Source organism: Methylocapsa acidiphila B2, assembly GCF_000427445.1.
GTDB lineage: Bacteria > Pseudomonadota > Alphaproteobacteria > Rhizobiales > Beijerinckiaceae > Methylocapsa > Methylocapsa acidiphila.
In genome coordinates, this window is sequence record NZ_KE386496.1 from 2,923,235 (window position 1) to 2,948,709 (window position 25,475).

The 25,475-nt window shown below is 64.0% G+C and carries 20 protein-coding genes and 1 tRNA gene; 14 read left to right on the plus strand and 7 right to left on the minus strand.

Going from position 1 to position 25,475, the window contains the following annotated elements; translation table 11 throughout:
- Positions 1-609: 609 nt before the first annotated feature.
- Complete coding sequence (pgi, locus tag METAC_RS0116315; protein WP_026607868.1) at positions 610-2,256, plus strand: glucose-6-phosphate isomerase; 1,647 nt, start codon at positions 610-612, stop codon at positions 2,254-2,256.
- Between the two features lie 112 nt (positions 2,257-2,368).
- Here the strand turns inward: pgi and bfr are convergent, their stop codons facing one another.
- Both bfr and METAC_RS24080 read right to left on the minus strand, forming a co-directional pair.
- Positions 2,369-2,854, minus strand: coding sequence for a bacterioferritin (gene bfr / locus METAC_RS0116320; RefSeq protein ID WP_026607869.1), 486 nt, complete (start codon positions 2,852-2,854; stop codon positions 2,369-2,371).
- A gap of 330 nt (positions 2,855-3,184) precedes the next feature.
- Positions 3,185-3,409 carry a (2Fe-2S)-binding protein gene (locus METAC_RS24080; protein WP_084143709.1) on the minus strand — a complete coding sequence of 75 codons (225 nt, stop codon included), beginning with the start codon at positions 3,407-3,409 and terminating at the stop codon, positions 3,185-3,187.
- A gap of 320 nt (positions 3,410-3,729) precedes the next feature.
- Between METAC_RS24080 and METAC_RS0116330 the strand changes: the two genes are divergently transcribed.
- Positions 3,730-5,256 carry a malonate--CoA ligase gene (locus tag METAC_RS0116330; protein WP_026607870.1) on the plus strand — a complete coding sequence of 509 codons (1,527 nt, stop codon included), beginning with the start codon at positions 3,730-3,732 and terminating at the stop codon, positions 5,254-5,256.
- Here the strand turns inward: METAC_RS0116330 and tssM are convergent.
- Both tssM and METAC_RS0116340 read right to left on the minus strand, forming a co-directional pair.
- Positions 5,248-8,670, minus strand: coding sequence for a type VI secretion system membrane subunit TssM (gene tssM / locus METAC_RS0116335; protein ID WP_026607871.1), 3,423 nt, complete (start codon positions 8,668-8,670; stop codon positions 5,248-5,250). The two genes, METAC_RS0116330 and tssM, sit on opposite strands and share 9 nt — an antisense overlap.
- 87 nt (positions 8,671-8,757) lie before the next feature.
- Positions 8,758-9,978 carry a DotU family type IV/VI secretion system protein gene (locus tag METAC_RS0116340; RefSeq protein WP_026607872.1) on the minus strand — a complete coding sequence of 407 codons (1,221 nt, stop codon included), beginning with the start codon at positions 9,976-9,978 and terminating at the stop codon, positions 8,758-8,760.
- A 242-nt stretch (positions 9,979-10,220) separates the two neighbouring features.
- Between METAC_RS0116340 and METAC_RS0116350 the strand changes: the two genes are divergently transcribed.
- Together METAC_RS0116350 and METAC_RS0116355 are read left to right on the plus strand one after the other, a co-directional pair.
- A tRNA-Val gene (locus METAC_RS0116350) sits at positions 10,221-10,295 on the plus strand.
- A 289-nt stretch (positions 10,296-10,584) separates the two neighbouring features.
- The gene (locus tag METAC_RS0116355; protein WP_026607873.1) at positions 10,585-11,691 is read left to right on the plus strand and encodes a glycosyltransferase family 4 protein; all 1,107 of its coding nucleotides are present in this window, start codon (positions 10,585-10,587) and stop codon (positions 11,689-11,691) included.
- Between the two features lie 8 nt (positions 11,692-11,699).
- On the opposite strand, the gene METAC_RS0116360 is transcribed toward METAC_RS0116355, so the two are convergent.
- Positions 11,700-12,914, minus strand: coding sequence for a low temperature requirement protein A (locus METAC_RS0116360; protein ID WP_026607874.1), 1,215 nt, complete (start codon positions 12,912-12,914; stop codon positions 11,700-11,702).
- A gap of 281 nt (positions 12,915-13,195) precedes the next feature.
- Between METAC_RS0116360 and METAC_RS0116365 the strand changes: the two genes are divergently transcribed.
- The 3 genes from METAC_RS0116365 (at position 13,196) to METAC_RS0116375 (ending at position 15,919) form a co-directional block, all read left to right on the plus strand.
- A complete protein-coding gene (locus METAC_RS0116365) occupies positions 13,196-14,626 on the plus strand; it encodes an aspartate aminotransferase family protein (protein ID WP_051335635.1) in 1,431 nt (476 codons plus the stop codon).
- A gap of 16 nt (positions 14,627-14,642) precedes the next feature.
- The gene (gene rimM, locus METAC_RS0116370; protein WP_036255670.1) at positions 14,643-15,170 is read left to right on the plus strand and encodes a ribosome maturation factor RimM; all 528 of its coding nucleotides are present in this window, start codon (positions 14,643-14,645) and stop codon (positions 15,168-15,170) included.
- A 335-nt stretch (positions 15,171-15,505) separates the two neighbouring features.
- Positions 15,506-15,919: a hypothetical protein gene (locus METAC_RS0116375; RefSeq protein ID WP_026607877.1), complete on the plus strand. Its 414-nt coding sequence runs from the start codon at positions 15,506-15,508 to the stop codon at positions 15,917-15,919.
- Here the strand turns inward: METAC_RS0116375 and METAC_RS25315 are convergent.
- Positions 15,916-16,716, minus strand: a complete 801-nt coding sequence (locus METAC_RS25315; RefSeq protein WP_198017238.1) for a DUF1275 family protein — start codon at positions 16,714-16,716, stop codon at positions 15,916-15,918. The genes METAC_RS0116375 and METAC_RS25315 overlap by 4 nt on opposite strands.
- 92 nt (positions 16,717-16,808) lie before the next feature.
- Positions 16,809-17,921, minus strand: coding sequence for a cobalt-precorrin-5B (C(1))-methyltransferase (locus METAC_RS0116385; RefSeq protein WP_036255672.1), 1,113 nt, complete (start codon positions 17,919-17,921; stop codon positions 16,809-16,811).
- Positions 17,922-17,936: 15 nt separating this feature from the next.
- Between METAC_RS0116385 and METAC_RS0116390 the strand changes: the two genes are divergently transcribed.
- The 7 genes from METAC_RS0116390 (at position 17,937) to METAC_RS0116430 (ending at position 25,473) form a co-directional block, all read left to right on the plus strand.
- Complete coding sequence (locus tag METAC_RS0116390; RefSeq protein WP_026607879.1) at positions 17,937-19,286, plus strand: cobyrinic acid a,c-diamide synthase CobB; 1,350 nt, start codon at positions 17,937-17,939, stop codon at positions 19,284-19,286.
- Positions 19,287-20,195: 909 nt separating this feature from the next.
- Positions 20,196-20,915 (plus strand): response regulator transcription factor, encoded by a 720-nt coding sequence (locus tag METAC_RS0116400; RefSeq protein ID WP_084143711.1) that lies wholly within the window; start codon positions 20,196-20,198, stop codon positions 20,913-20,915.
- A gap of 220 nt (positions 20,916-21,135) precedes the next feature.
- Positions 21,136-21,750 (plus strand): GNAT family N-acetyltransferase, encoded by a 615-nt coding sequence (locus METAC_RS0116405; protein WP_026607881.1) that lies wholly within the window; start codon positions 21,136-21,138, stop codon positions 21,748-21,750.
- 144 nt (positions 21,751-21,894) lie between these two features.
- A complete protein-coding gene (locus tag METAC_RS0116415) occupies positions 21,895-23,277 on the plus strand; it encodes an ABC1 kinase family protein (protein WP_026607882.1) in 1,383 nt (460 codons plus the stop codon).
- 319 nt (positions 23,278-23,596) lie between these two features.
- Positions 23,597-23,746 (plus strand): aa3-type cytochrome c oxidase subunit IV, encoded by a 150-nt coding sequence (locus METAC_RS26535; protein ID WP_156898252.1) that lies wholly within the window; start codon positions 23,597-23,599, stop codon positions 23,744-23,746.
- A gap of 104 nt (positions 23,747-23,850) precedes the next feature.
- On the plus strand, positions 23,851-24,990 hold the full coding sequence (locus tag METAC_RS0116425) for a Re/Si-specific NAD(P)(+) transhydrogenase subunit alpha (RefSeq protein ID WP_026607883.1): 1,140 nt from the start codon (positions 23,851-23,853) through the stop codon (positions 24,988-24,990).
- A 45-nt stretch (positions 24,991-25,035) separates the two neighbouring features.
- Positions 25,036-25,473, plus strand: a complete 438-nt coding sequence (locus METAC_RS0116430; protein WP_026607884.1) for a proton-translocating transhydrogenase family protein — start codon at positions 25,036-25,038, stop codon at positions 25,471-25,473.
- The last annotated feature ends 2 nt before the right edge of the window (positions 25,474-25,475 follow it).

The window sequence follows — 25,475 nt, forward strand, 5'->3', positions numbered from 1 at the left end:
TTGGAGCGGGATCTCATGCGGCGGCTGCGCCGCGTGAGCGCGCTTCATAGAAAGCCGGGACTCGATAGGGAAATCGGCGAAGCTTTCCCATGACAAATAAAGCCGGGTCGAATTGACCCGGCTTTATTTTCGAGCGGAGCCTGCTTCAATTCGGGACGTCGAAGGCGAGCTGTTCGCAAAACCTCGTCTGCGCCGCGGCGTCGAGCTCGTCTTCGGGCGCGCCCGCCACAACAGGCGACTCATGGGTTTCGGCTGCGGGAGTCATCTGTTCGACAAACTATTAGAGCAAACGGATTGGCGCCGCCGCCAGTTGCGACGGCGGCTTGATGGTGCGGTTTTAACGGGATGATCTCGGCTTCGATCCGGATCAGCCTGAAGGCATAATTGGAGATGCGCCGGCCTATAATGGCTGGACGGCCCTTCCGAGTGCGCCTGAGCGCGCCTGGCTGGCTCCGGCTTTCTTGCCGCGGCCAAAAAAAGGGCGATATGATGTTTCAGATCGCGGGGACGCGCTAAGTCCGCATCCATGGCCCGCGGCGCAGGCGCGATTGTTGATTCGCCTTGTTGAAACGGGTCGTTTGCGCCGGCTGCTTATTTTCGGGGTATGGCATGGTTCGTGGTGAGGTGGCGCGGGCTTTGGCCGCGCTCGCGGCGCATCGGGTTGAGATCGAAGGACAGTCCATCTCGGACCTGTTTCGCGACGATCCGCAAAGGTTCGAGCGTTTCCATATCGAGCTCGACGATATTCTCTTCGATTTCTCGAAGCATCGGCTGACCGAGACGACGCTCCGGCTTTTACTCGATCTCGCCCGCGCCGCGGACGTCGAAGCGCGCCGCGCGGCGCTTTTCGCCGGCGAGCCCGTCAATACGACCGAGCATCGCCCGGCCATGCATATGGCGCTGCGCAATCTGACCGATCGGCCGATGTATGCAGGCGGCCAGGACGTCATGCCGGAAGTCTTGGCCGAAAGACTGAGAATGGAGGCTTTCGCCGAAGCCGTGCGCAAAGGCGAGGCGAAAGCGGCGAATGGCGCGCGGTTCACCGATATCGTTAATTTCGGCATCGGGGGCTCGGACCTTGGCCCGGCCATGGCGGCCCGCGCGCTCGCGCCCTTCGTCGCCGATCATCTGAGCCTGCATTTCGTCGCCAATGTCGACGGCGCCGATCTCGGCGATCTTCTCAAGCGGCTTCCGCTCGAAACGACCTTATTCGTCGTCTGCTCCAAGACTTTCACGACGCTCGAGACGATGACCAACGCCGCGACCGCGCGGCGGCGCGTCGCCGAAGCTCTCGGGGAGGAGGCGGTCGCGGATCATTTCTGCGCGGTTTCGACCCATCTCGACAAGATCGCGGCTTTCGGCATCAGAAGCGACCGGATTTTCGGCTTTTGGGATTGGGTCGGCGGGCGCTATTCGATTTGGTCGTCGATCGGCCTGACGCTGGCGATCGGGATCGGCGCCGAGAAATTTGAGAAATTTCTGCTCGGCGGTCAGGACATAGACGCCCATTTCACCAGCGCCCCGCTCGATCGCAACGCGCCGGTGCTGATGGCTCTGCTCGGCGTTTGGTACCGCAATCTGTGGGGGTTCGCGACCCATGCGGTCATTCCCTATGACCAGCGCATGGCGCGTTTTCCCGCCTATTTGCAGCAGCTCGAGATGGAATCGAACGGCAAATCGGTTGATCTTTCAGGCGGGTCTGCGAGCCTCGCCACCGCGCCGGTCATTTTTGGCGAGCCAGGCACCAATTGCCAGCATGCTTTCTTCCAGCTTTTGCATCAGGGGACGGACATCGTGCCGGTGGATTTTCTAGTGGCGGCACAGCCTTCAGGCGCCGATCTCGAGCATCATCAATTGCTCTTCGCCAACTGCCTGGCGCAGAGTCAGGCCTTGATGCAGGGACGCTCTCTCGCGGAGGTTGTCGGCCGCCTCGAAGCCGAAAACATGAGCCCGGAGGCCATCGCCGCGCTTGCGCCGCATAAGGTTTTCGCCGGCAATCGGCCGTCGAGCACGTTTCTTTACAAGCGACTGTCGCCGCGCGTCCTCGGCCAACTGATCGCGCTCTATGAGCACAAGGTGTTCGTGCAGGGCGTGATCTGGAACATTAATTCGTTCGATCAATGGGGCGTCGAGCTTGGCAAGGAGCTCGCGGGCAAGCTCGCGCCCATCATCGCCGATCGGGAAAGCTCCACTGAGGCTTTCGATCCATCGACCGCGGGCCTCATCGCCGCCGCGCGGCGGCGAAGCAAAAATTAACGCGGCCGCCACCAAAGCGCGGAAATGTTAGATTGATCTTTTAGATGCGACAACGCCTCGCCGATGGTCCATCGGCGAGGCGTTCTAATTTCGATAGCTTTCCTAAGACCGTTCAGCTGCCGCCTTCGATCTCGCCCATATGTTTCTGGCTATAGAGCTGGACGCCGAGCTGCTTGATGAGCTCGAGCTGCGTCTCGAGAAGATCGATATGCTTTTCTTCATCGATCAAGAGTTCGTCGTAGAGTTCCTTGGACACGCGGTCATGGACCGAGATGCAATATTCGGCCGCCTCGATATAGAGCGCGCGGGCCTGGAGCTCCGCCTCGAGGTCGCAGCGCAGGATTTCCTCGACGGTTTGCCCGATGCGCAGCGGATCGAGGACCTGGAGATTGGGAAATCCTTCAAGAAAAAGGATGCGCGCGACGAATTTATCGGCGTGGCGCATTTCCTCGATCGATTCTTCGCGCCATTTCTTGGCCAGTTCCCGGAAGCCCCAGTTCTCGAAAATCCGAAAGTGCAGCCAATATTGGTTGATCGAGGTCAGCTCGCTTCGCAAGCTCCTGTTGAGATAGTCGAGGACCCGTTCGTCACCCCGCATAATGGCGCGCTCCCTTTAACTTTAAGTCCGCGGCGTCGGTTCGGCCGCGCTTCATTGCAATGCCTCACGCCCGTCTTGCGTTCCACCTCGGCCACATGTCGTGACCGAGACGCGCGCCCGCCGCGCCGCGAGAATCAAAACCTATATAAACGCATATGCAGATCTGGAAGAAGCCGCGTGACAGAAATAATTCGCTGGCGCGGCGCTGGTTTAGGCTCAAACGCGGCCGGCTTCGGGAATTTTTATCCGGTCGGAGCACAATCACGCGCTCGCTTGATTGAGCGATGCAAATCTGGGTAGGCCGTCGTCTGAAAGCCGACAGCCGCGTAATTATCCGGCTCTCGCGTCGCAGGCGCCGGAACGTCCGGTCTCGCCGGACTGCGCTTGCGTCAATGCCTCGTTGATAATCGACCGGACGGTCGCGGCGCAGCGCCCGCAACTCGGGCTGCAGCCGAGACATTTATAGACGGCGCCCGGCGTGCGCGGGCAGGCCTCGCCATTGAGGGCGGTCCTGATTTTCGCGTCGGAAAGGACGTGGCAGGAGCATACGATCATGGGGCTGCCCAAGATAAAACCGACCAAGGGGATGATGCGAGAAGTTTTAACCTAATCGAGCAAACAGCACAAGCGTTGCTTTACAGTTTAAAATCACTCCAATAAAGCAACGTCGCTGCCTTCTAGTTTATACTTAGTCAAAAAGACTTTATGCAGTCCGATGTAAGCAACAGATCGGAGCCTTGGAGGCTTTCCATCACGCCGCCGTGCTCGCGGAGGTGAAAGCAAGATCTGGGCCGCTTGCGCCGACGGTGCGTCTTTCTCTCGTTCAGATATAAGAGCGCTATGCCCGTTTTCGCCTCGCTACGAGAAAATTATCGATGACCAACCCCTTGTTTCAGCAAATCCGGGACCGAATCGGGACGGCCGCGGACCAAATATTTCTGGAAACACCGGGCGCAAGTAGCCTGACCTTCGCCGATCTATTGGCGCAATCCGCGCGCGTCGCGTCCGCGCTCGTCGCGCATGGCGTGAGCCCAGGCGACCGGGTGGCGGCCCTGGCGGAGAAATCGCCAGAGGCGTTGTTGCTCTATCTCGGGACAATACGGGCGGGCGCGATCTTCCTGCCGCTGAACCCGGCCTTTACCGACGCCGAGCTCGCCTATTTTCTGGCCGACGCCGTGCCCAGGCTCGTCGTTTGCGATCCGGCGCGGCGCGACAGCTTGGCGGAGGTCGCGACCAAGGCGAATGTCGCCGCGCTCCTGACGCTCGGCGCCGATGGGAGGGGCTCGCTCACTGACGCGGCCGCCGCCGCGTCAGCGGAGTTCGCCGACGTCGCGCGTGCGCCGGACGATCTCGCCGCCATTCTCTACACGTCGGGGACCACCGGCCGCGCCAAGGGCGCGATGCTCACGCACGCCAATCTCGCCTCCAACGCGGAGAGCCTCGCCGCGCTCTGGCGGCTCACGTCCTCGGACGTCCTGCTTCATGCGCTGCCGATCTATCACACGCACGGGCTTTTCGTCGCGGTGAACACGCTTCTCTTCGCAGCGGGCCGCATTATCTTCCTGCCCCGGTTCGACGCCGACGAGTGCCTGCGCCTCATGCCGCGCGCGACCGTCATGATGGGCGTCCCGACCTTCTATACGAGGCTGTTGCGCCATGAAGGGCTGACGCGCGAGGCCTGCGCGGCTATGCGCCTCTTCGTTTCGGGCTCAGCGCCGCTTCTCGCCGAGTCGCATCGGGACTGGCGCGAGCGAACCGGCCACGCCATTCTCGAACGCTATGGCATGACCGAAACCAACATGACGACCTCGAACCCCTATGACGGCGAGCGCTTGGCCGGCTCTGTCGGTTTTCCTCTGCCCGGCGTCGATCTGAGGATCACCGAGCCGGAGACGGCGGCGATCCTGCCGCGTGGAGAAATCGGGGTCATCGAGGTCAAAGGTCCGAATGTCTTCAAGGGCTATTGGCGCAACCCGGAGAAGACCGCGGCGGAATTTCGCCCTGACGGTTTTTTCATCACCGGCGATCTCGGCAGGATCGACGCGCGCGGCTATGTGCATATCATCGGCCGCGCCACGGATTTGATCATCACCGGCGGGGAGAATGTCTATCCCAAGGAGGTCGAGGCCGAGATCGACGGTTTGCCGGGCGTCGTCGAAAGCGCGGTCGTCGCGCTGCCGCATGCGGATTTCGGCGAGGCCGTCACGGCTTTCGTCGTCCGCGCGGCTGGGGCGCGCCTGAGCGAAGAGGACGTGCGCGCCGCGGTCGAACGCCGTCTCGCCAAGTTCAAGGCGCCGAAACGGGTCATCTTTCTCGACGAGCTGCCGCGCAACGCGATGGGCAAGGTGCAGAAGAATGTCTTGCGCCAGGCGCATAGGGATCTTTACGCGCCCTCACCGTGATTTCGCCTCGCCGGGGCAGCGGAATTTTCGGAGCTGCGCCAAATCGAGCGGCTTCAGCCTGCCGCCGGGCGAGGCGGGGCGGGACTCGAAGCGATAGTCGAGATCTCGACCGCCGAGCGAAAATGTGACCGTTTCGCCGCCCGTGGCGCCGCCGGCGTCGATGAGGCGGAAAATCGCCCAGACTCCCGCCTTCTCGATCGTGGCTTCGGCTCTGCCCGGACGATGAAAACTGAGCGCCACTCCGCGATCCTCGGCGGGGCCAGGCCATTGGACGCCGGTCGCTGACGCGGCTTTGCGGGCTTTGGCCACGACCGCGATCGCGCCGATGTCCAGCCTCGCTCCGGGGAGCGGAGGCGGGGTCACGCTGAACGCGAAACCTGGAGCCGTCGTTTCGGGCGTAGCAAAAAACGCGTCGCGGATTTCGGCGGCGCGCTGGAAATCGGCGAGCGCATCCTTTCCGAGTCGGCGGGCGAGGGCGCTGTCCTCGCGCCATTTCCAATCTGGCCCGGAGGTCTCCGCGGCGGGCAGGACGTTCTCGCTCGCGAATTGGTCGATCAGGCCTTTCGGTCCGAGCACATGCGCAAGATCTTCGAGGGCGACTTCGCGCTTGCCGTCGCGGGCGAAAGGATAGCGGGCGGCGATCCGCTCCCGACATGCGGAGGCGATCGCGCCGCGCAGGGTCTCGACGATCCGTGCAGCGGTGATGTCGGCCGCCTCGGCGGTCGCGGCCGTCGCCGTCTCCGCCATCATGCGGCCGAAGGGGGGCGGCAGCGCCTCGGCCTGGAGGCCGGCGACGGACTCGGCGAGCGTGGCGGCTTCCTCCTCGGACGGCCCGCCGGCGGCGGCGATGCGGCCGAGATCGGCGCGGATATCGCGAAGCCGCGCGACGGCGCGGTCGATCGGCCGGGCGCCCGCCTCTCCTTCGACCAGCTGATGATAGGGCTGCAAAGCCGCGTCGATCTTGCGCGCCGGCGTCTCGCCCGACGTTCCAACGATCAGCGCGGCCTCCGGCGCTTCCGCCTCTTCCTTCGTCTCGGGCAGAAGGGTTTCCTCCCGGATCGAGGCGAGAATCCGCTCGATCGGCGAATTCGCCGCAGCGGCCGCGGCGAGCAATGGATAGGCGGGACGGTCGGCGATCAAGCGGCGGAACTTCAATTTATCGATCGCGTCGCGCCATGAGTCCAGGAAGCCCTTGACGTAAAGATCGACGAGCTCCGGCCGCCACCGGTCGAATTGGGCCAAAACTGCCGGCTCTCGTCCCGCCGCTCCAAGGACGCGGCGAAGGCGCTCCATCTCTACGTCGAGCGCGGGAAGGCCGGCGAGGAAGGCGCGCTCGAACCCGCGCCTGGTATGGAAATAAGGGGCTCGGATCGTCTCGATGGATTTCTCGAAGACCTGGAGGGCCTCGGGCCCGGCGGATTTGCCGGCGAACCAGTCGTCGCCGAGGCTTTCTTTCGCCCGCGCCGCGAGCAGCCGATAGGCGCGCTCGGCGAAATTGACGCGTGCGAGAGCCGCCTGCGCCTTCTCGATGAGCCGCCCGTTCAGCGGGATCGCGCCGCCGTCTCCGGCTGCGAGATCGAGCATGGCCGCGACATGCAGTTCGAGCGCTTTGCGGCCCTCCGCGTTCTTGGTCCCCGGATAGAGATTTTTCGACCAATCGCGTTCGAGAAAGGCGAGCAGGGAGCGCCGATTAACCGGTTCGCGCCCGCCCAGCATCAGATAGGCCTCGAGCGTCTCGAACAGAGCGGTCGGATTTTCGGCGTCGGCGGCGAGCTGCTCCTCCAACCGCACGAGGAGCCTTGGCCGCAACAGCCGCTCGAGGCCGGCCCCATAAGCGGCCTCCGCCGCCGATTGCAGGCGCGCGGCTTGGTTCAGTCCGAACCCCGCCGGGACGGCGGCGGCATTGGTCGAAAATCCATCGGGAAGAAAACGCAGCGCATGGAGCGCGGGAAGGATTTTGACCAGATCATGGTCCGAGACGCTTTCCGTTTCGCCAAGGCCCGCCGCGAGCGCGCGATATTTGGCGGCGGCCTCGGCGCTTCTTGCGATCCGCGCGTTGTTTTTAGCGTAATTCATCCACAAGGCGCCGAGGGCGAGGGACGCGACCGCCAGAAGGATCGCATAGCCCACGCGCGCGCCGATCCGGCCGCTGCGTGGGGCGGCCGCCACGCCGTCGCCGTCCATCGTCGCCGTCTGGAAGACGTCTTCCAGGAAAAAACCCTTGCCTGGGCCGGAATTGGCGGGTCTGGCAACAGGCTCGGCTCTAAAGGCGCGGGCCATCATGTCTTGCAAAAGGTCGATCGGCGCGTCTTGCTGGGTCGCGGAAGTGAAGAAAAATCCGCGCAAGGGCGCGCTGAATTTGCCTTGTCCGGGATCGAAGATCCTGTTTAGCGCGTCGATCGCGTGCCCGCGCAAGCTTTCCATTTGCGTCGGGAAACCGAAGAGGAGCGCGCGCCGCGCCGGATCTGGCTCTTCCGCCAATCGGCCCGCGACCCCCTTGTCGAGGCGGGCGATAAGCGCGTCGAAGGCCGCGCCGGCCTGGGCGAGCGCCGATTTGGCCGGGTTCGTCGGCTCCAATAAGGCCCCCCAGGCCTGCGCCCGGCCGGCCTCGTCCAAATTCGCGAAAAACTCGCTGAAGCCCAGAACGACGTCGGCCTTGGTGAAAAGAACATAGACGGGGACGTCGACGCCGAGGCGCCGGCGCAGCGCAAGGAGGCTCGCCCGAATAGCATCCGCCTGCGCCGCCGTCTCGGCGGGCTTGCGCATGAGGAGATCCTCGACGCTGATCGCGACGAGAACGGCGTCGATCGGCGCGTTCGGCCGGCCGCGCTTGACGAGATCGAGCAAGCTCGACCAGCTTGTCGGATCGGGCCGATCCGTGGCCTCTAAACCGGCCGCGAGGCCGGAGGCGTCGATCACCACGGCGTCGCCGCTGAACCACCAGTCGCAGAAGCGCGCCGCGCCGACTCCGCCGATGGGGCCGGGAGCGCCGCCCGTCGCGAGCGGCGAGGCGAGGCCGGAGCGGGCGAGCGCCATGGTCTTGCCGGCGCCGCGCGCGCCGAACAGGATGAGCCAGGGGCGGTCGAGCAGATAATGCGTCCGTCCGCCCTCGACTTTGTCGAGCGCGGCGAGCGCTTTTTTCATTTGCGCGGCCTCGGCGCGCGGATCGTCGGCGCTCGCGCCTATCTCGCGCATGAGCCGCGCCGCTCGCTTCCGCCGTCTATAGGGATGAAGGAACTCGGCGCCGGCGATGAGGGCGACGGCGATCAGGATCGCGGCGCTTCGCGCGCTCGCGGCTTCGAAGGGTCGGTCGCCGCCGATTTTGATGAAGGGCGCAGCGAGCCAGATCAGGGCGGCGACGGCGATCGCGCCGAAAAGGCGGATCAGGAGACGAAGCGGCAGCCTTTCCTTCATGCTGGTCGTCCCTTCGCGCGCCTGTCCGCCGACAATCGGAACAAAGCTCTCGTCACCCGGCCTCCGCTTTGTCGATCCGCCTGCAGCTCAATCGCTGCGTAAAATAATGATGTCGACGCCGCGCGTCGCTCCCGACGCCTCGCCGGCGCGGGGCGCGGCAGCGTTCGCCACAATGCGCTCCGGTCGTGACAGCGATTGCTTGAGAACCGCGGCGACATTTTTCGCGCGTTCCAGCGCTAAATCGAAATCGGCGCCGAAATAGGGGTTGGAGATCGGCTTGCCGTCGGAATGGCCGATCACTTTCACGACGCCCTGCTCGGGCTCCAGCGCGAGCCCGAGAAAGCTCAGGAGGGAGCGCGCCGAGGCGCGGATCCGCGTCCGTCCGGGCTCGAATAGCGCCGCTTCCGGGATTTGCAGAACGATCGCGCCGAGAGCCGCATGAACGCTGATCGCGCCGGCCGCGAGATCCGGTTCGAGCGTCTTGCGGATTCGGTCGATCCGCGCGTCTTGCTCATCGACGTCGCTCATGGGCGGCGGCGCGGTCGGGCTCTTGCGGGCGATCGAGACGGGCATGAGAGGATTGAGCGAGGCCAGGGACTTGGCCGCCGCTTCGGCGCGGTGGACGAGGGTGAGCCGCATGCCGATGAAGACGCCAAAAAGCAGGAGGCAGGCGAGGCTCGCCCAAACCCAGAGCGGCGCGCGGACGCCGCGCGCGGGGCTATGGCGCGGCCGACCCCTTAAGCTCGGCGAGAGTTCGGGCGGCGGCGGCGGCGTCCGCTTACGCAATTCGGCGTAAAGATCGCGCCGAATATAGCGCAAGGAGGCTGCGCCGCTTTGAAAGCCGAGCGCAAGGCAGGCGTGAAATAATTCGAGGAGACGGACGTCGAGACGCGGGTCCGCCTTGATGCGATCGAGCGCCTCAAAAAATTGACGGGCGCCTTCCTCACGGGCCGCGAGATCCGGATTCGCATCCGGCAAGTTGGCGAGAACTTCGTCGGCGGTCGCCCGAAGAGCCTGAGTTGCGGTCCTCGCCGCGCCCGGCGGCGCTTTGGCGGCGATCATCGTGCGTTCGCAGGCCTCGATCGAGGCCGCGATGGAAGGCGCCAGCCCAGCCGAAGGCGCGCGCACGAGGCCAGCGCGAAGCTGGCCGAAGAAAATGAGGAGGGGCTTCGCGGCCCGCATCGCCGGATTTACGTCGGCTCCAATCGGATTTTGGCGTTGAAGCGGCGCTTTCCGGCGCGCAACGTCCGGCTCGCTCGCCGCGCGGCCGCTCGGCTCAAATCCGGTGGGCGATTCGTTGTCCCGCATTGTCCGCCGCTCCGGCTCCAGTAAGGTCCAAACTTTCGCGGATGCGCGCCGCCGCCGGATCTCGCGGTCGCGCCGTCAATTTTCAGCTTGGTCGCGCCGCGCGCCGAAGTAAAGCTGGAAGGCGGCGGCGCGTCTGTGGACGGCGACAGGCCTCCGATTGCAACGCCGATCTTGCGGCTTGCGCAGGCGCAAGCGAGCCGATATACCCTGTCGCCACCTAGCCGGCCCCAACTCGGGGCCTCGGGCGCGTAGCTCAGCGGGAGAGCACTACGTTGACATCGTAGGGGTCACAGGTTCGATCCCTGTCGCGCCCACCATTCTATCCGGGACGGAGCCGATTTACGCTCGGCTTGCGGTTCCCCCCGCGTGTCGCACGGTCATAATAAAAATCGGCGACTTTACACTCTCTCGCGCTGAAATTTCCTGAACATCGCCCCGAACGGCGGCGTCCACTCGCGGATTTCCGTCGGCTTGCCAGCGAGGCGCGAGCGGAGCTACAGGACTCCGAAGCTGTTCGGCGCTATTGCGCCTTCCGCGAAAAACGCTTGGCGCACAATCGTCGCCGCGCAGTCCCGTGATTGAAGATCACATCGAAGCGAGTTCGCCATGAGGGTTCTTCAGGTCACGCCGGCCTTCTTTCCGGGGATCGGCGGCATCGAGACGGTCGTGCAGGAGCTCGTCATTCATTTGCGCCGCAATGGCGTCGAGAGCGATGTCGCGCATTTGTCGCCAGGACATGCGTCGTCGCGTCGGGACCAGATGGGCGATTTCACGGTGTTCCGGGTTCCCCTGCGGCCCAATCGCTTCATCGGCGTCGCGTCCGGGCTCGGCCAACTCTTCCAAGATTATGATCTGATTCATGTGCATGACCCGCAACTCATGGCGGTCAGCGCCAACGTCATTCTGTTCGGACGCGGAAAGAAGAAGGTGTTGAGCACGCATGGCGGATATATGCACACGTCCAACCATGCGCTGTTCAAGCGGATCCATTGGGGTCTGGTCGCGCGCCCGTTGCTTCGTCAATACGACGCGATTCTCGCCTCCGGGGAGCAGGATTTCGAACTCTATAGAAGCAAGGCCCCGCATGCGCGGCTGATCCAAAACGGCGTCAATGTCGAGAAATTCGATTCGATCGTACGCACCTCCGCGCCATGCGCCGCCCGCTGGATTTATTGGGGTCGGCTTTCCCGCAACAAGCGTCTCGACAATTTGATCGCCAGCGTCGGGGCCTGTCGGCGGTCGGGGCTCGACGTCGATCTTCTCGTCGCGGGGAGGGATTTTGACGGTCTCGAGCCGGCGCTACGCGCTCAGATCGCCGAGCTGGGCCTCGCCGAACATGTGCATATCGCGGGTCCCTTGTCCGACAAGGAGCTGGCGAACGAGCTCGAGCGCCGGTCCGTGTTCGTCACGGCGAGCGAGTATGAAGGCTTCGGTCTGAGCCTCATCGAGGCCATGGCCGCGGGACTCGTGGTCCTGTGCCGCGATATTCCGCCCATGAACGGCTTTGTCGACGACGGCAAGAACGGAGTCTTTCTTTCGTTCGACGGCGGCGATGAGGATCTCGCCGCGCTCAAGGCGTTATGCGCGAAGCCCGAAGCGGAGCTCGCCGCCATGCAGAACAATGCGCGCGCGAGGGCCCAGGCCTACGGTTGGAAAAACGCGGTCCAGAAATTTATCGCTGCCTATGAGAACGTGCTGGCGAACCGAATTTAGCGTTCGCGTCAATTTTCGATCCGAATGTCGTCGCCCGCCGCTTGCGCCGGGCCGCGCCGACCTCCGAGCGAAATCCGCTCCCATGCGGCGACGCTCACGAGGATCGCCGCCGTCGCCGCGCCGAGCGGCAGCAGCGCAAGGCGCGGCGCGAAGGGCAGGAGAAGGCCCAAGGCCGAGACGCCGGCGAGATGCGACAAAGGCGGGCGGCCGCGGACGGCCCATTTGAAGAAAATATTGCCGATGAGATAGAGGGCCGGGGCGCCGAGTAGGATGGCGAGCGCCTCCGTCCCGGCCGCGCCTTGCGGATGAGCGAGGATCAGCTCGTCGCCGACGGCCGAGACGATGATTCCGGCGACGATCAGAAGGTGAATATACGTATAGACAAGCCGGCCGAGGCGACCGGGGTCCGGCGCCCCGGCGATCGCGTCATGTCCCGTTTCCGCGCCTGTGTCGAAATAGATCCACCAGGCCGCGACGCTGCCGACGAAGGCCACGACGAAGGCGCAGACCGAGGGGAGCGACCACGCGATCTCGGCGAATGCCGCTCCAGTGACGAGAAGGGATTCGCCAAGCGCGATGATGATGAACAGTGAGCATCGCTCGGCCAGATGGCCGCCTTCGATGTCCCAATCGCGCGCCGTCGACCGGCCGAGGCCCGGAACGTAGAAGCCGAGCGACGGCGAGACATATTCGAGGGCGAGACCGATCGTCCAAAGTTCGAGGCGATGGGCGCCTTCGGAGAAGGCGCCGGCGATCCAGAACAATCCGGCGAAACCGAGCCAACTGGCGATGCGCTGGAAATTCCTGGTGTTCGTGGGGCTCGCGTCGCCGAGCGCCCAAATCACGAAGACCGAGCGCCCGACCTGCATAAGGACATAGGCGAATGCGAACGGAAGACCCTTGGCCTCGAACGCCTCCGGAATCGAGGTCGACATGATCAATCCGGCGAGCATCATCGCGAGCAGGAGCAGCCGAACCGGGCCTCGCTCCGGATCGAGCCAATTGGTCACCCAGCAGGTGAAGACCCACACCCACCAGACGGCAAGAAAAAGAAGCAGGACGCGGATCGCGCCGAGGACGCTCGGATCCTTCAGCAAGGCGTGCGAGAGTTGCGTCACCGCGAAGACGAAGACGAGATCGAAGAAGAGCTCGATATTGGCGACGGGCGCGCCGCGCTCCGCCCTTCTGGAGCGGAGAAGCTCGCTCCCCTTGATCGCGGTCATGCCAGCGCCTTTGACAAATTCGTGAAGTCGGAAGCCAAATCGCCCGCGGCGCGCCGCGAGACGCGACCAAGCATTTCCCTGACCTCCTCGGAAATGCCCTCGCGCAGGACTATTGGCAAGGGGCCGACCGCGGAGCGGGATGCGGCCGCCGAGCCGAGGACTAGAAAGCGGATGGCTATAGCCCGGCCGGTTTCTTTCGGCCGCGGAAAATGATTTATATTCGCCCCGGATCAACCGCGGCGGGCGAGGCCCCTTAATCCGCGCGCAGGCGAGGCGCCCCAATGACAGATGCGTCGATCGACAAAACGGCTCAGGCAGGCGAGGCGCGCTTCGACCTGGCGGCCCTTTTGTCCGCGCGCGAGCAGGAGCGCTATGGCCTCCATTCTCGCCATATGAACGAGATGATGGTGCGGGTTCTGCAGACCATCGGCTTCGACGTCGGCTTCCGCTGCGGTCGGGGCCAATATTTGTTCGACCGCGAGGGCGAGCGCTATCTCGATCTTCTCAGCGGCTTCGGCGTATTCGGGATCGGCCGCAATCATCCGGCGCTTCGGCAGGCGCTCGGGGCCGTCCTCGAGAGCGATCTCCCAAATCTGGTCCAGATGGACGTCTCTGTTCTCGCCGGCCTCCTCGCCGAGCGGCTGCTTCGCTACGCGCCCTATCTGGACAAGGTCTTCTTCACAAATTCAGGGACGGAGGCGGTCGAGGCCGCGCTCAAATTCGCCCGCTCAGCGACCGGCCGGCCCGGCGTCGTCCATTGCGATCATGCCTTCCACGGCCTCACCTATGGCGCTTTGTCTCTGAACGGCGATGAGATCTTCCGGGACGGGTTTGGCCCTTTGATTCCTGGCTGCGTCCAAATACCATTCGACGACCTTGCCGCCTTGGACCGCGCCCTCTCGAAGCGCGACGTCGCCGCTTTCATCGTCGAGCCGATCCAGGGCAAGGGCGTCAATATACCGAACGACCTCTATCTTCGTGGCGCTCAGGCGCTGTGCCGGAAATACGGGACCTTGTTCATTGCGGACGAGGTGCAGACCGGCCTAGGCCGCACCGGCAAATTTCTCGCGATCGAGCATTGGGGCGTCGAGCCGGATATGGTTCTGCTCGCCAAGGCGCTCTCCGGCGGCCATGCGCCGGTCGGCGCCGTGCTGGCCCGGAAGGCGATTTTCGAGAAAGTCTTCAACCGCATGGACCGCGCCGTGGTCCATGGCTCGACTTTCGCCAAGAACGATCTGGCGATGGCCGCCGGCCTCGCGACTCTGGACGTCATCGAATCGGAGGGGCTCGTCCGCAACGCGGAGCAAAAAGGCGCGCGCCTTCTCGCGGCCTTCGAGGCCATGGCGGAGCGTCATGAACTGGTCAAGACCGTGCGCGGCAAGGGATTGATGATCGGGGTCGAGTTCGGCGCGCCGCGTTCCCTGGCGCTCAAGGCCTCTTGGGCCTTGCTCGAAAGCGTCAGCGTCGGCCTGTTCTGCCAGCTCATCACGATCCCGCTTTTCAAGGAGCATAAGATCTTGAGCCAAGTCGCGGGACATGCGAGCCACACCGTGAAGCTGCTTCCCGCGCTCGTCATCACCGACGCCGACTGCGACTGGATCGAGCGCGCCTTCGACGCCGCCATCGCCGACAGCCATCGCGTGCCGGGCGCCGTTTGGTCGCTCGGCAAGACCCTGGCGGATCACGCCTTGAAGACGCGCGCCGCAAGATAGGAGGCCGCGTCGCGACATGGTCAAGGATCGCATCCTCGTCGGCCGTTTTGGCGCGCCGCATGGCGTCAGGGGCGAGTTGCGGCTCAAATCCTTCACGAGCGATCCCGCGGCGATCGCGACCTATGCGCCCTTGCTTGACGCGAGCGGGGTGCGGCGCTTCGTCATTAAGGCGATGCGTCTGGTCAAAGACGATTTATTTGTCGCCCGCGTCGCAGGGGTGGAGGATCGTGACTCGGCCAGCGCTCTGACCAATGTCGAGATCTTCGTGCCGCGCGAGGCGCTGCCGGCGGCCGAGGACGAGGAATTCTATCTCGCCGATCTCGTCGGCCTGGCGGCGGTCGATGCCGAAGGCGGGGCGATCGGGCGCGTCGTCGACGTGCTCAATTTTGGCGCCGGGGATCTTCTGGAGATCGCTCCGGCCGCGGGCGGCGAGACCGTGCTGCTGCCCTTCACGAAAGAGGTCGTTCCTGAAATCGACGTCAGCGCTGGCCGGTTGACGATCGTTCCGCCCGTCGAGATCGACGGCGAAGGCGCGGACAAGTAACGCGCGCTTTGCAAATTCGCACCCGCGCAAGAACGTATTCCGATCAGATCGAATCGATCCGATCCGATCGACCAGAATATGCTCAAATCTCTGAAACTGTGGCGATCGCCAGTCGACCGAATGAGTCCATTCGGTCGGAAAGCGCTCTGGCCAGACTTTCCACATAAATCCGAACGCCGTGTTGTCCGCAGCCCGTAATCGTGCGGCGAGGCTGCGCTCGTCGAGTGGGATTTGCCACACTGTTGCGCATATCCGCGGGGCACAACAGGCCGTCGCCGCAAAGTTCGCGGCGAATATCATCATTTGCGCAACCATGAATTTTTCAGGAGACGACAATGAACCGCGTAACCACGCTCGCCTTCGCCGCGGCGGCTTTTCTTTCCGCCTCGCCGGCTTTCGCCCATGGCTTCGGCCATTTCTCTTCGATGGGCGCCGTCAATATGAACACGCATATGAATGCGAACATGAATATGTCGAAAACCGATTCCAACTTGGTTCGCTTCAATGATCACAGCCAACATGACTCAAATCACAACATTGTCGGCGACCGTCATGATCATAATTTCAACCTCAACCGCCAGCTCATCCGCTTTCAGGCTCATCTCACCAAGTTGCAGAATCAACTGAGCCATGCTCAAATGAACGGAGATGCGAGGCTCGCATCCTATATTCAGCAGAAGATCAATCGGTTCGAAGCGGAGAACCAACATCTCCTGTACGTCCTCAAGAGGTTCGGCGGCGTGATCTAAGGCATTGGCTGCGTCCCGCGCGCATCGCCTCGTCCTAGGCGCAGATGAAGCCAGAGCGCCGCGATGACAGCCGCCAGCGGCGCGAAGGCGATGAATGAGCCGCCGGCGCCGATCAGGCTGCAAGTCATGAGGCCGCAGGTTGCGGCGCCGACGCCATAGGTTGCGAAAATGCCGATCTGACGCTTGGCCGCGACGGGGAGCCGCCGCGGCGGCCGAAGAACGGCGGCCGTCGCCGCGGTCGCGATGGCCGTCAGCGTGCTGGTGAAGACGACCGTCGTGATCCCCGGCCGGCCGATCAGTCGCGCCGCGACGCTTTGGAGCCCCATGGCGGCGGCGCCGAGCGGGATGAGTCCATAGAGCCACGCGCCGGCGACGGGCGGCGGGGCGATTTGGAAAAGCAGAGCGAAGCCGACCAGAAGGCCGGCCTCGATGGCGAGAAGCGCGCGAATCGCCTTGGACGGAAGGAGTTTGTCGCGGGCGAGTTCGACAAAGGCGGAGGCCGCCGCCGCGCCCAGCAGAAATCCGGCCAAAGCAGCGAAAGGCGTCAGGGCCGCGATGACGCGTCCCTGGCCGAGCGCGAGGCCGAGCAGGGCCAGCGCGAGGTCCTCACGGTCGAAGCGTTCGTCCGAGGCCGGGGGGCCGGATTTCGGAGGGTCGGGTCGATCGGACGTGACGGCGCGTCCCGAGTTGCGCCGCCTCGAGCGCCCTCCGCCGGCTCTGGTCGCGCGCCCACCGCCGAGCGGGGTTGTTGTGTGATCGCCGCCTGAAGAGCAGGGCTCTTGAGCGCGCCTATTCATGGCTGGCCTCCGCGCCGAGGCAAGCGCCAGTTTTCCGCCATGTTTGCGGCCGAACGCGAAAGCGCTCTTTAGATATGCGGTCTTGCAGGGCGTCATGCCGCCCAGAACGGCGTTCGCGCAAGAAGGCCCCCCTCGCGGTCGAAGACGGCGATTTCCAATCCGATCGCGGCGCCCCTCAGCGCCTTTGCGGCGGTCGTCCAGGCGGCTTTCGCGACTTCGGCCGGGAGGTCGACATTGTTGGCCAAGGCGAGATCGGCGGCTTCCTTGGCCGTGTTGGCGCCTGCGACGCGCGTGATGAGATCGGCCTCGGCGCCGATTGCGCGGCAGCGTTCGGCGAGCCACGCGAGATCGACAGCGCCCCGGCTCGAATGAAGATCGAGCAGCCCTTGGCCGAGCTTGGTCATCTTGGCGAATCCTCCGGCGATCGTGACCCGCGGAATCGGATGGCGGCGCAGATATTTCAAGAACGCGCCCGCGAAATCGCCCATCTCGATCAGGGCCGTTTCCGGCAATCTATGCAAGGCCTGCGCGGCGGCCTCCGAGACCGAGCCGGTCGCGCCGACGACATGATCGAGGCCGGCCGCGCGGGCGACGTCGACGCCGCGATGGATCGTGTCGATCCAGGCAGAGCAAGAATAAGGAACGACGATCCCGGTGGTGCCGAGGATGGACAGGCCTCCGACGATGCCGAGCCTCGCATTGAGCGTGCGCTCAGCGATCGTCGCGCCGTTGGGAATGGAAATTTCGACGATCACGTCGCCCGAGGCGCCGTGCCGGCGGGCCGCATCCTCAATTGCGGCCGAGATCATTCGCCGTGGCGCCGGATTGATGGCGGGCTCGCCCGGCGGCAAAGGCAGGCCGGGTCGGGTGACGATTCCGACGCCGGGGCCGGCGCGAAAGGCGACGCCAGAATGCGGCGGCCCATGGCTGAGGCGGACGATCACCAGGACGCCATGGGTCACGTCGGGATCGTCGCCCGCGTCCTTGACGATCCCTGCCGCGGCGAAATCGGCGCCGAGCTCCTCGAAGGCGAGCGCGAAGCTCGGCCGCGCGCCGCCGGGCAGGAGGATCTCGACGGGGTCTGGAAAACGGCCGCAAAGAAGCGCTTCATAGGCCGCGCGGGCCGCCGCCGCCGCGCAGGCGCCGGTCGTCCAGCCTCTGCGCAATTCGGTCGCGGATGGGCGGCCGTCAGTTGATGTGCTCATCGAACGGAACGTTCCTTGTCGAACTCGGCGACTCCCTATTCATCTAAATTAGCACGTGGGCTCGTCGTCGCGGCGCCGCGATCGGGCGGCGGCAAGACGATGTTGACGCTCGGCCTGATGCGGAGCTTCACGAAGGCCGGCCTGCGCGTCGGCGGCGCCAAATGCGGGCCAGATTATATCGATCCGGCTTTCCACAGAGCCGCCACCGGCGCGCCGAGCTATAATTTGGACAGTTGGGCGATGGCCCCCTCGCTGCTCGCCGCTCTGGCCCGCGCGGCTGGGACAGACCGAGATCTCGTTCTTTGCGAGGCGTCCATGGGCCTTTTCGACGGCGCGCCAGGCGCGCCCGGACGGACCGGATCGTCTGCCGACGTTGCAGCGATGCTCGGCTGGCCTGTCCTTCTCGTCGTGGACGTCGCCGGACAGGCGCAGACGGCGGCGGCGATCGTCAAGGGATGCGGGCTCTACGACCCGCGCCTTCGCATCGGCGGCGTCGTCTTGAACCGCGTCGCCGGCGAGAGGCATCGCCGGCTTGCGACCGACGCGATCGAGGCTTCGGGATTCGACGTGCTCGGCGCCTTGCCGCGCGCCGAAAGCATCCGCTTGCCGGAACGGCATCTCGGGCTCGTCCAGGCGGAGGAGACGGAGGATCTCGACCGGCGGCTCGATGCGATCGCGGATTTCGTCGGCCGGCATATCGATTCCGACGCGATCTTGCGCCGCGCGCGCGCCGGTTCGACCGAAACCTTGGCGGAGGCGCCTTTCCTGGCGCCGCCGGGGCAGCGAATCGCGATCGCGCGCGACGAGGCTTTCACCTTCGTTTACCCCCATATCGTCGCGGGATGGCGGGCCGCCGGAGCGGAGCTGCGCTTTTTCTCGCCCCTCGCCGATGAACGTCCCCCAGAAGATTGCGACCTCTGCTGGCTTCCCGGCGGCTATCCCGAGCTTCATGCCGGGCGGCTCGCGGCGGCGACGTCCTTTTTCGAAGGCCTGCGTCATTTTGTCCGAGACCGGCCCGTTCACGGCGAATGCGGCGGTTATATGGTTCTCGGGCAATCCCTCACCGACAAGGAGGGCCGCGCCCACCGAATGGCGGGGCTGCTCGGCGCGTCGTTCAGCTTTGCTAAGCGAGAGCTGCGTCTTGGCTATCGCAGCGCGCGAATGGCGGCGGCGCACCCGCTGGCGCCAGCCGGCGCGCGCTTGCGCGGCCACGAATTCCACTATGCAACGAGCGATTCCCCTGGCGCGCCGGACGCGCCCTTCGCTTTCGTCCGCGACGCGCATGGCGGCGCCGAATGCCCAGACGGAAGCCGGCGCGGGCGCGCCAGCGGAAGCTTTTTCCATGTCATCGCAGCGGATGCTTGACCGGTCTTGGGGCCTGTCCGAACTTTGCGCCGGCGGTCCATTTTGCGAGGGCGGTCGCGCAAGTGCCGCTTGACCGAGGCTTAGAATTGCTTTTATAAGGGCAAATCGAAAGATGAATGGTCTGCGTCTAGGCTTTTCCTCAACAATTTTATGAGAATGGCTCGGGCGCACAATCTATTCATCGCGAGGAAATGTCCTGCCTGCAATGCCGATTGGGCAAGTAGGTTCCTAGTATTCAAGTCCGCCTCATCTTAAACCCATGCCCTGCTAGATCGGTTGACGGTGTGATGAGTCTTTGAGGCATGAAGTAATAATCTAAGGAGGAAGGTGATGGGTGCAATTCTGGACTTGCTCGGATATCTGACGACTCCGCTCGGCGCTGCGATTGCGATCGGCGGTGCGGTGGCGCTTTATTTCTTCGGGCGTTGGGTCCTGACCGACTGATGAACTTAGCGGCGCGTCCGAGAACGCGCCGGACGGACCAAATGGCTGAATTGTTGGTCCAAAGCTAAGCGAGCCCTGGAACGCATCATTTTTGAGATCGGCTTAGCGCCGAACGAAAAGAAGAGCGCTTTGGCCAAATGCGCTGATGGGTTCCAGCGCGCAAACATGCCGCTGTCCTCGCGATAAGCGTGGGCTATTTTGGTGCGCGTAGTAACGAAGACGAGTTGGGATGCAGTTTGTTCCCCAAATCGCTCAAAAACGACTATGGGGCCGTCCCGACAGCTCCTGCGCACGCATATATAATTGCGCCCGCTCGGCCGCGCGCGCCGTCCAAATCACCCCAGCCCAGTTGCAGTAGAGCCGTGGGAGGAGACTTTGGTCCAGGAGCTTTCGACGAGCACCGAAGCTGGGCGGATCCGGACCATCGATGGTTTGCCTGCGGCATCTCGACGCAGGTCGAAAACCATGGGGATTTCTCTTAACAATAATCGCGCGCCTGTCAACGATAATCCTTCGAGCTTGGCTCAAGGCGAATTCTGCGCGGTTAACTCGAGCGACGAAGTGCGCTCGCAGGCCATCTTTCCGGTCAATGTCGCCATCGCCGACAAAAATCCCATGGTTCTCAACGCGCTGGAGAATCTGCTCACGCGCGACAAGCGCTTCAATCTCCTGTTGAGCGCCACTGACGGCGAGCGCTTTCTCAGCAAGATCGGACGCTTGCCCATAGCGCTCGGCGTGATCGGCTGGGAATTGCCGTTACTGCACGCGCGAGACGTCTTGCACGCGCTCTCGAAACGTCCCGAAGCGCCCAAGATCGTCGTCTATAGCGGCACCAAGGATCCAAGCGCGCCCGCCGACACCTTGCGGCTCGGCGGGGCCGGCTTCGTCAGCAAACTGTCGCCGCCCGAACGGCTGCTTGAGGTCTTCGCGTCGGTGGCTGCCGGCGATATGGTGTTCCCCTTCGTTGACATCCAAAAGGGCCGCTCTGATCCCTTGGCTGGCCTGACGCACAGGGAGCGCGATCTACTCGCCGCGCTCGAATCCGGGCAAAGCAACGCCCAACTCGCGAGGGAGTTCGGCGTCTCGATCAATACGATCAAGTTCCATCTGCGTAATTTGTTCGGAAAGCTGGACGTGCGCAATCGAACCCAGGCGATCTGTCATTATCTCGAAATGAAGCGCTGATCTAACGCGGGCCAGTCTCGAGTTTCCGCGCGCACCGACGGCTGGCTCAATGGGGCCGACAGAACCCATCCGATGCGGCAAAGATGGCTGCGGCCGTCGCCGTTCGTCGCGCGTGCCGTCATCGCGCTTTTGCGAATTGCCCGGCGCGTCCCCATCTTAAGTGCGCCCTAGCCGGGCGAACCCACGGGTCGGGGCGCGATCGCGATCAGCAAGAGGGCGCATGTCTTCATCGACCAAAACCGCCGGTTCATTCACGTCACAAGCCGACGCCGAGGGCGGCCGCCAGGCGGCCCGCGTCGTGACGCTCCGGGACAGGGAACATTATGTTCTCCGGGAGCTCGGTCCTGACGATGAGCCGCTTTTGCGCGAAATGTTCGCGCGCGCGTCGCAGGAAGACATTCATTTCCGATGCTTCGGCGCCATGCGCGGCTTCGCGGAGGATATGGCCCATCGCCTGGCGCATCTCGATCCGAAGCAGGAATTCGCGCTCGCGGTCTTGACGCCGCCCGAGGCGGGCCGGGAAGAGATTCTCGGCGTCGTCCATCTCGAGAAGAATCCCGAGGCCGAGACGACAGCCGAATTCGATATTATGGTGCGCGCCGATCTCAAGCAGCATGGCCTCGGTTATTTGCTGATGACGGAAGTTCTCCGCAGCGCGCGCCGGCGCGGGCTAGAAGCAGTCACGGGCATGATTTTACGGGACAATTACGTGATGCTGCAAATGGCCCATGAACTCGGCTTCGCGACCGAGTCCGTCGAGGATGATTTGGTGAAGGTCAAGGCTCCCCTCGCGCGGTCGCCGGTTTTCGACGACGCGGAGCTTGACGACGCTTGAGGCCATAGCGCAGGTCAGAGGCGGGCCAAGCCCAGCCCGGCTGAACCGCGTGACGTCCAATTCGGCGAGATTCGATCGGCGTCCACGAGCAGAGCCTGTTTCCTCCCCTTTAAAAAAGCATCGCGATCCAGCACGGCCGAGCGCATGAAGGATGACGAAGGCAATCGCTTTTCCGCCCGGGCCGCGCGCTACGCCCGAGTCGGCGCGAATGTCGGCGGCGCGGCGGCCCGCATCGCGGGCGCGCGGCTCCTCGGCGCGGGGGACGCTCAATCCGGAAATGCGGCGGCCCTAGCGCGCGCGCTCGGTGGGCTCAAGGGCCCGATGATGAAGGTCGCGCAGATGATGGCTACCATTCCCGATCTGCTGCCCGCTGAATATGCCGACGAATTCCTAAAGCTCCAATGCGAGGCGCCGCCGATGGGGGCGGCTTTCGTCAAGCGGCGGATGCAGGCGGAGCTCGGTCCGGATTGGCGATCGCGTTTTGGCGCCTTCGATCACCATCCGGCCGCGGCGGCGTCGCTCGGCCAGGTCCATCGCGCGAGCGGCGCGGACGGCGCGCCACTCGCCTGCAAATTGCAATATCCCGACATGAGCTCGGCGGTCGAGGCCGACTTGAGCCAGCTTGGCGTGCTGTTCGCCCTGCATCGGCGCATGAATCCGGCGATCGACACGAGGGAGGTGGCTGAGGAAATCGCGGACCGAATCCGGGAGGAGCTCGACTATGCCCGCGAAGCCAAGCATGCCGCGCTCTATCGCCGGATCCTGGCGCCGTTTGAAGAGATCCGCGTGCCCAGCGTGCGGCTTGAACTTTCGACGGCGCGGCTTCTCACCATGGATTGGCTCGAAGGCGAGAAGCTCCCCAGCTTCGAGCAGGCGGAGGAAAGCGCGCGCAACGACATCGCCCGCGCGATTTTCAAGGCCTGGTGGGTCCCGTTCAGCCGTTTCGGGGTGATCCACGGCGATCCGCATCTCGGCAATTACACCGTTATCACCGCATCGAACGGCTCGGATAAGGACGCCCGCGCTATTGGCGGGATCAATCTGCTGGACTACGGCTGCATTCGGATTTTCTCGCCCAAATTCGTCGGCGGCGTGATCGATCTCTATGAAGGCTTGCTTCACGATGATTTCGCTCGCGTCATGCACGCCTATGAGACTTGGGGCTTCCAAAATCTTAGCAGGGAGCTCGCGGAAATTTTGAATGTCTGGGCGCGGTTCATTTACGCCCCGCTCCTCGAAGACCGCGTGCGCACCGTGGCGGATGGCGTCGCCCCAGGACAATATGGCCGCCGAGAGGCGTTTCAGGTCCATCAGGCCTTGAAGAAAAAAGGGCCGGTTCGGGCGCCGCGGGAGTTCGTGTTCATGGACCGCGCCGCGATCGGTCTCGGCGGGGCCTTTCTGCGTCTCGACGCGCGGCTCAACTTTCATCGCCTATTCAATGAGACGATCGGCGCTTTTTCTCAGGAGGCGCTGACCGAACGGCAGTCCGCCGCGCTCGTCGCCGAAGGGCTCGATCTGCCCGCCTGACGCGCCATCGGACCGAAGAGATACATGCAGCCGATAAGAAATCGCTTAAACGTCAAACGTGTGACCGCGTTCCCGCAGGTTGATCGCGGAGAACGCGCGCTTTCGGGCGGCGGCTCTGGCGCAAGGCCTTTGTTAACAATTTAGGTTTTTGCTAACGCGGCGCTCGCCGCAAGGCTGCGGGTTGCAGTCGCCGAAAGACCAGAAATTAGGCGTCTCGCCGCACAAGATTTTCGCGCTTTCGTTGCGCTCCCCCCTTGCAAGGAGGAAGAATCATTGCGAAAGCTTGGCGCCATGCAGCTCCGCAGAAGAGGCAGGCGCAATGGCCGATGATCACGCTCACTCCGCAGGTCCGACCGACCCGGATTTCGCCGAACATGTCAGAACCTATCGGATGTTTCTGCAGCTGGTGAAATATACGGCCATTGGCGTCGCCGTCCTCCTCGCTTTGATGGCCTTCTTTCTGGGTTGATTTCCGTGCGTAAATGCTTTGCGTTCGTCGGATCGGCCTGAGCCGAGGCCTGACCCGACAAGACCCGATCCCTTTCAGGTTCGACGATCTTTTCGGAGTTAAGCATGCGCATTGCTGTTCCCGCTGAAACTGATCCTGGCGAAACCCGCGTCGCGGCGACCCCGGACACCGTGAAAAGCCTGATGGGGCTCGGCGCCAAAGTCTCGGTCGAGACCGGCGCCGGACTGAAGTCCGGCATCCCGGACGAGGCCTATGCCGAGGCCGGCGCGACGATCGCGCCCTATGCTCAGGCCGCGGTGCAGGACGCCGATATTATTTTGCGCGTCCGCCGCCCGAACGCGGAAGACCTTTCCGGCGCTCTGCCGGGCGCAGCGGTCATCGCCATTCTTGATCCGCATGGTCATGTGGACGCGCTGCAGTCTCTCGCCGCCGAGGGCGTCTCGGCCTTCGCGATGGAGCTGATGCCGCGGATCACGCGGGCGCAATCCCTCGACGTGCTTTCGAGCCAGGCCAATCTCGCGGGCTACCGGGCCGTCATTGACGCCGCCGCCGCATTCGGCCGCGCCATTCCGATGATGACGACGGCCGCAGGCACGATCCCGCCCGCGAAAATCTTCATCATGGGCGTTGGCGTCGCGGGCCTTCAGGCGATCGCGACGGCGCGACGGCTGGGCGGCATCGTGACGGCGACGGACGTCCGCCCGGCCACGAAAGAGCAGGTGCTCTCGCTCGGCGCCAAATTCATCGCGGTCGAGGACGAGGAATTCGCCCAGGCGGAGACGGCAGGCGGCTACGCCAAGGAAATGTCGGCAGAATATAAGGCGAAGCAGGCCGAGCTTCTCGCCTCCCATATCGCCGCCCAGGACATTATCGTCACGACCGCGCTGATCCCGGGTCGCAAGGCGCCGGTCCTGATCACGGCGGACAATGTTCGCTCGATGCGGCCGGGCTCGATCATCGTCGATCTCGCGGCCGAGCGCGGCGGAAATTGCGAGCTGACCAAGCCGGGCGAGACCAACGTCACCGAGAATGGCGTGACCATCATCGGCCATTTGAATTTCGCCGGTCGCCTGCCGGCCAGCGCATCGGCGCTCTACGCCAAAAATCTCTTGGCCTTCGTCGAGACGCTGGTCGACGCCGAGTCCGGCGCGCTGGCGATCAATTGGGACGACGAGCTCGTCAAGGCGACCTTGCTGACGAAAGACGGGGCGCTGGCGCATCCGAGCTTTCAAGCCGCGTCCTGAACCGCGCGCGCAAACCGACACAAGTCCACTGAGGAGGGAGACGCCATGGCTACGGGAATCGACCAAACAGCGCTCGACAAGCTGCAGGCGGCAGCTAGCGCGGCGCAGAAGGCCGCCGAAAGCGCGCAGGCGCTGGCCGATCAGCTCGCAGTCGGCGCTGCGGCGGCGAGCGGCGGGGCGATCGATCCCTTCGTTTTCCGGCTCGCGATCTTCGCGCTCGCCGTTTTCGTCGGCTATTATGTCGTCTGGTCGGTCACGCCGTCCCTGCATACGCCGCTTATGTCCGTCACCAATGCGATTTCCTCGGTGATTGTGGTCGGGGCCCTGATTTCGGCCAGCGTCGCCGTCGGGCAGAGTGAAGATGACGGAGCTGGAGCGTCCCGCTTCTATGGCTTCATCGCCCTCATCCTCGCCTCGGTGAATATTTTCGGCGGCTTCCTCGTCACCCAGCGCATGCTCTCCATGTTCAAGAAGAAGGGCTGAAC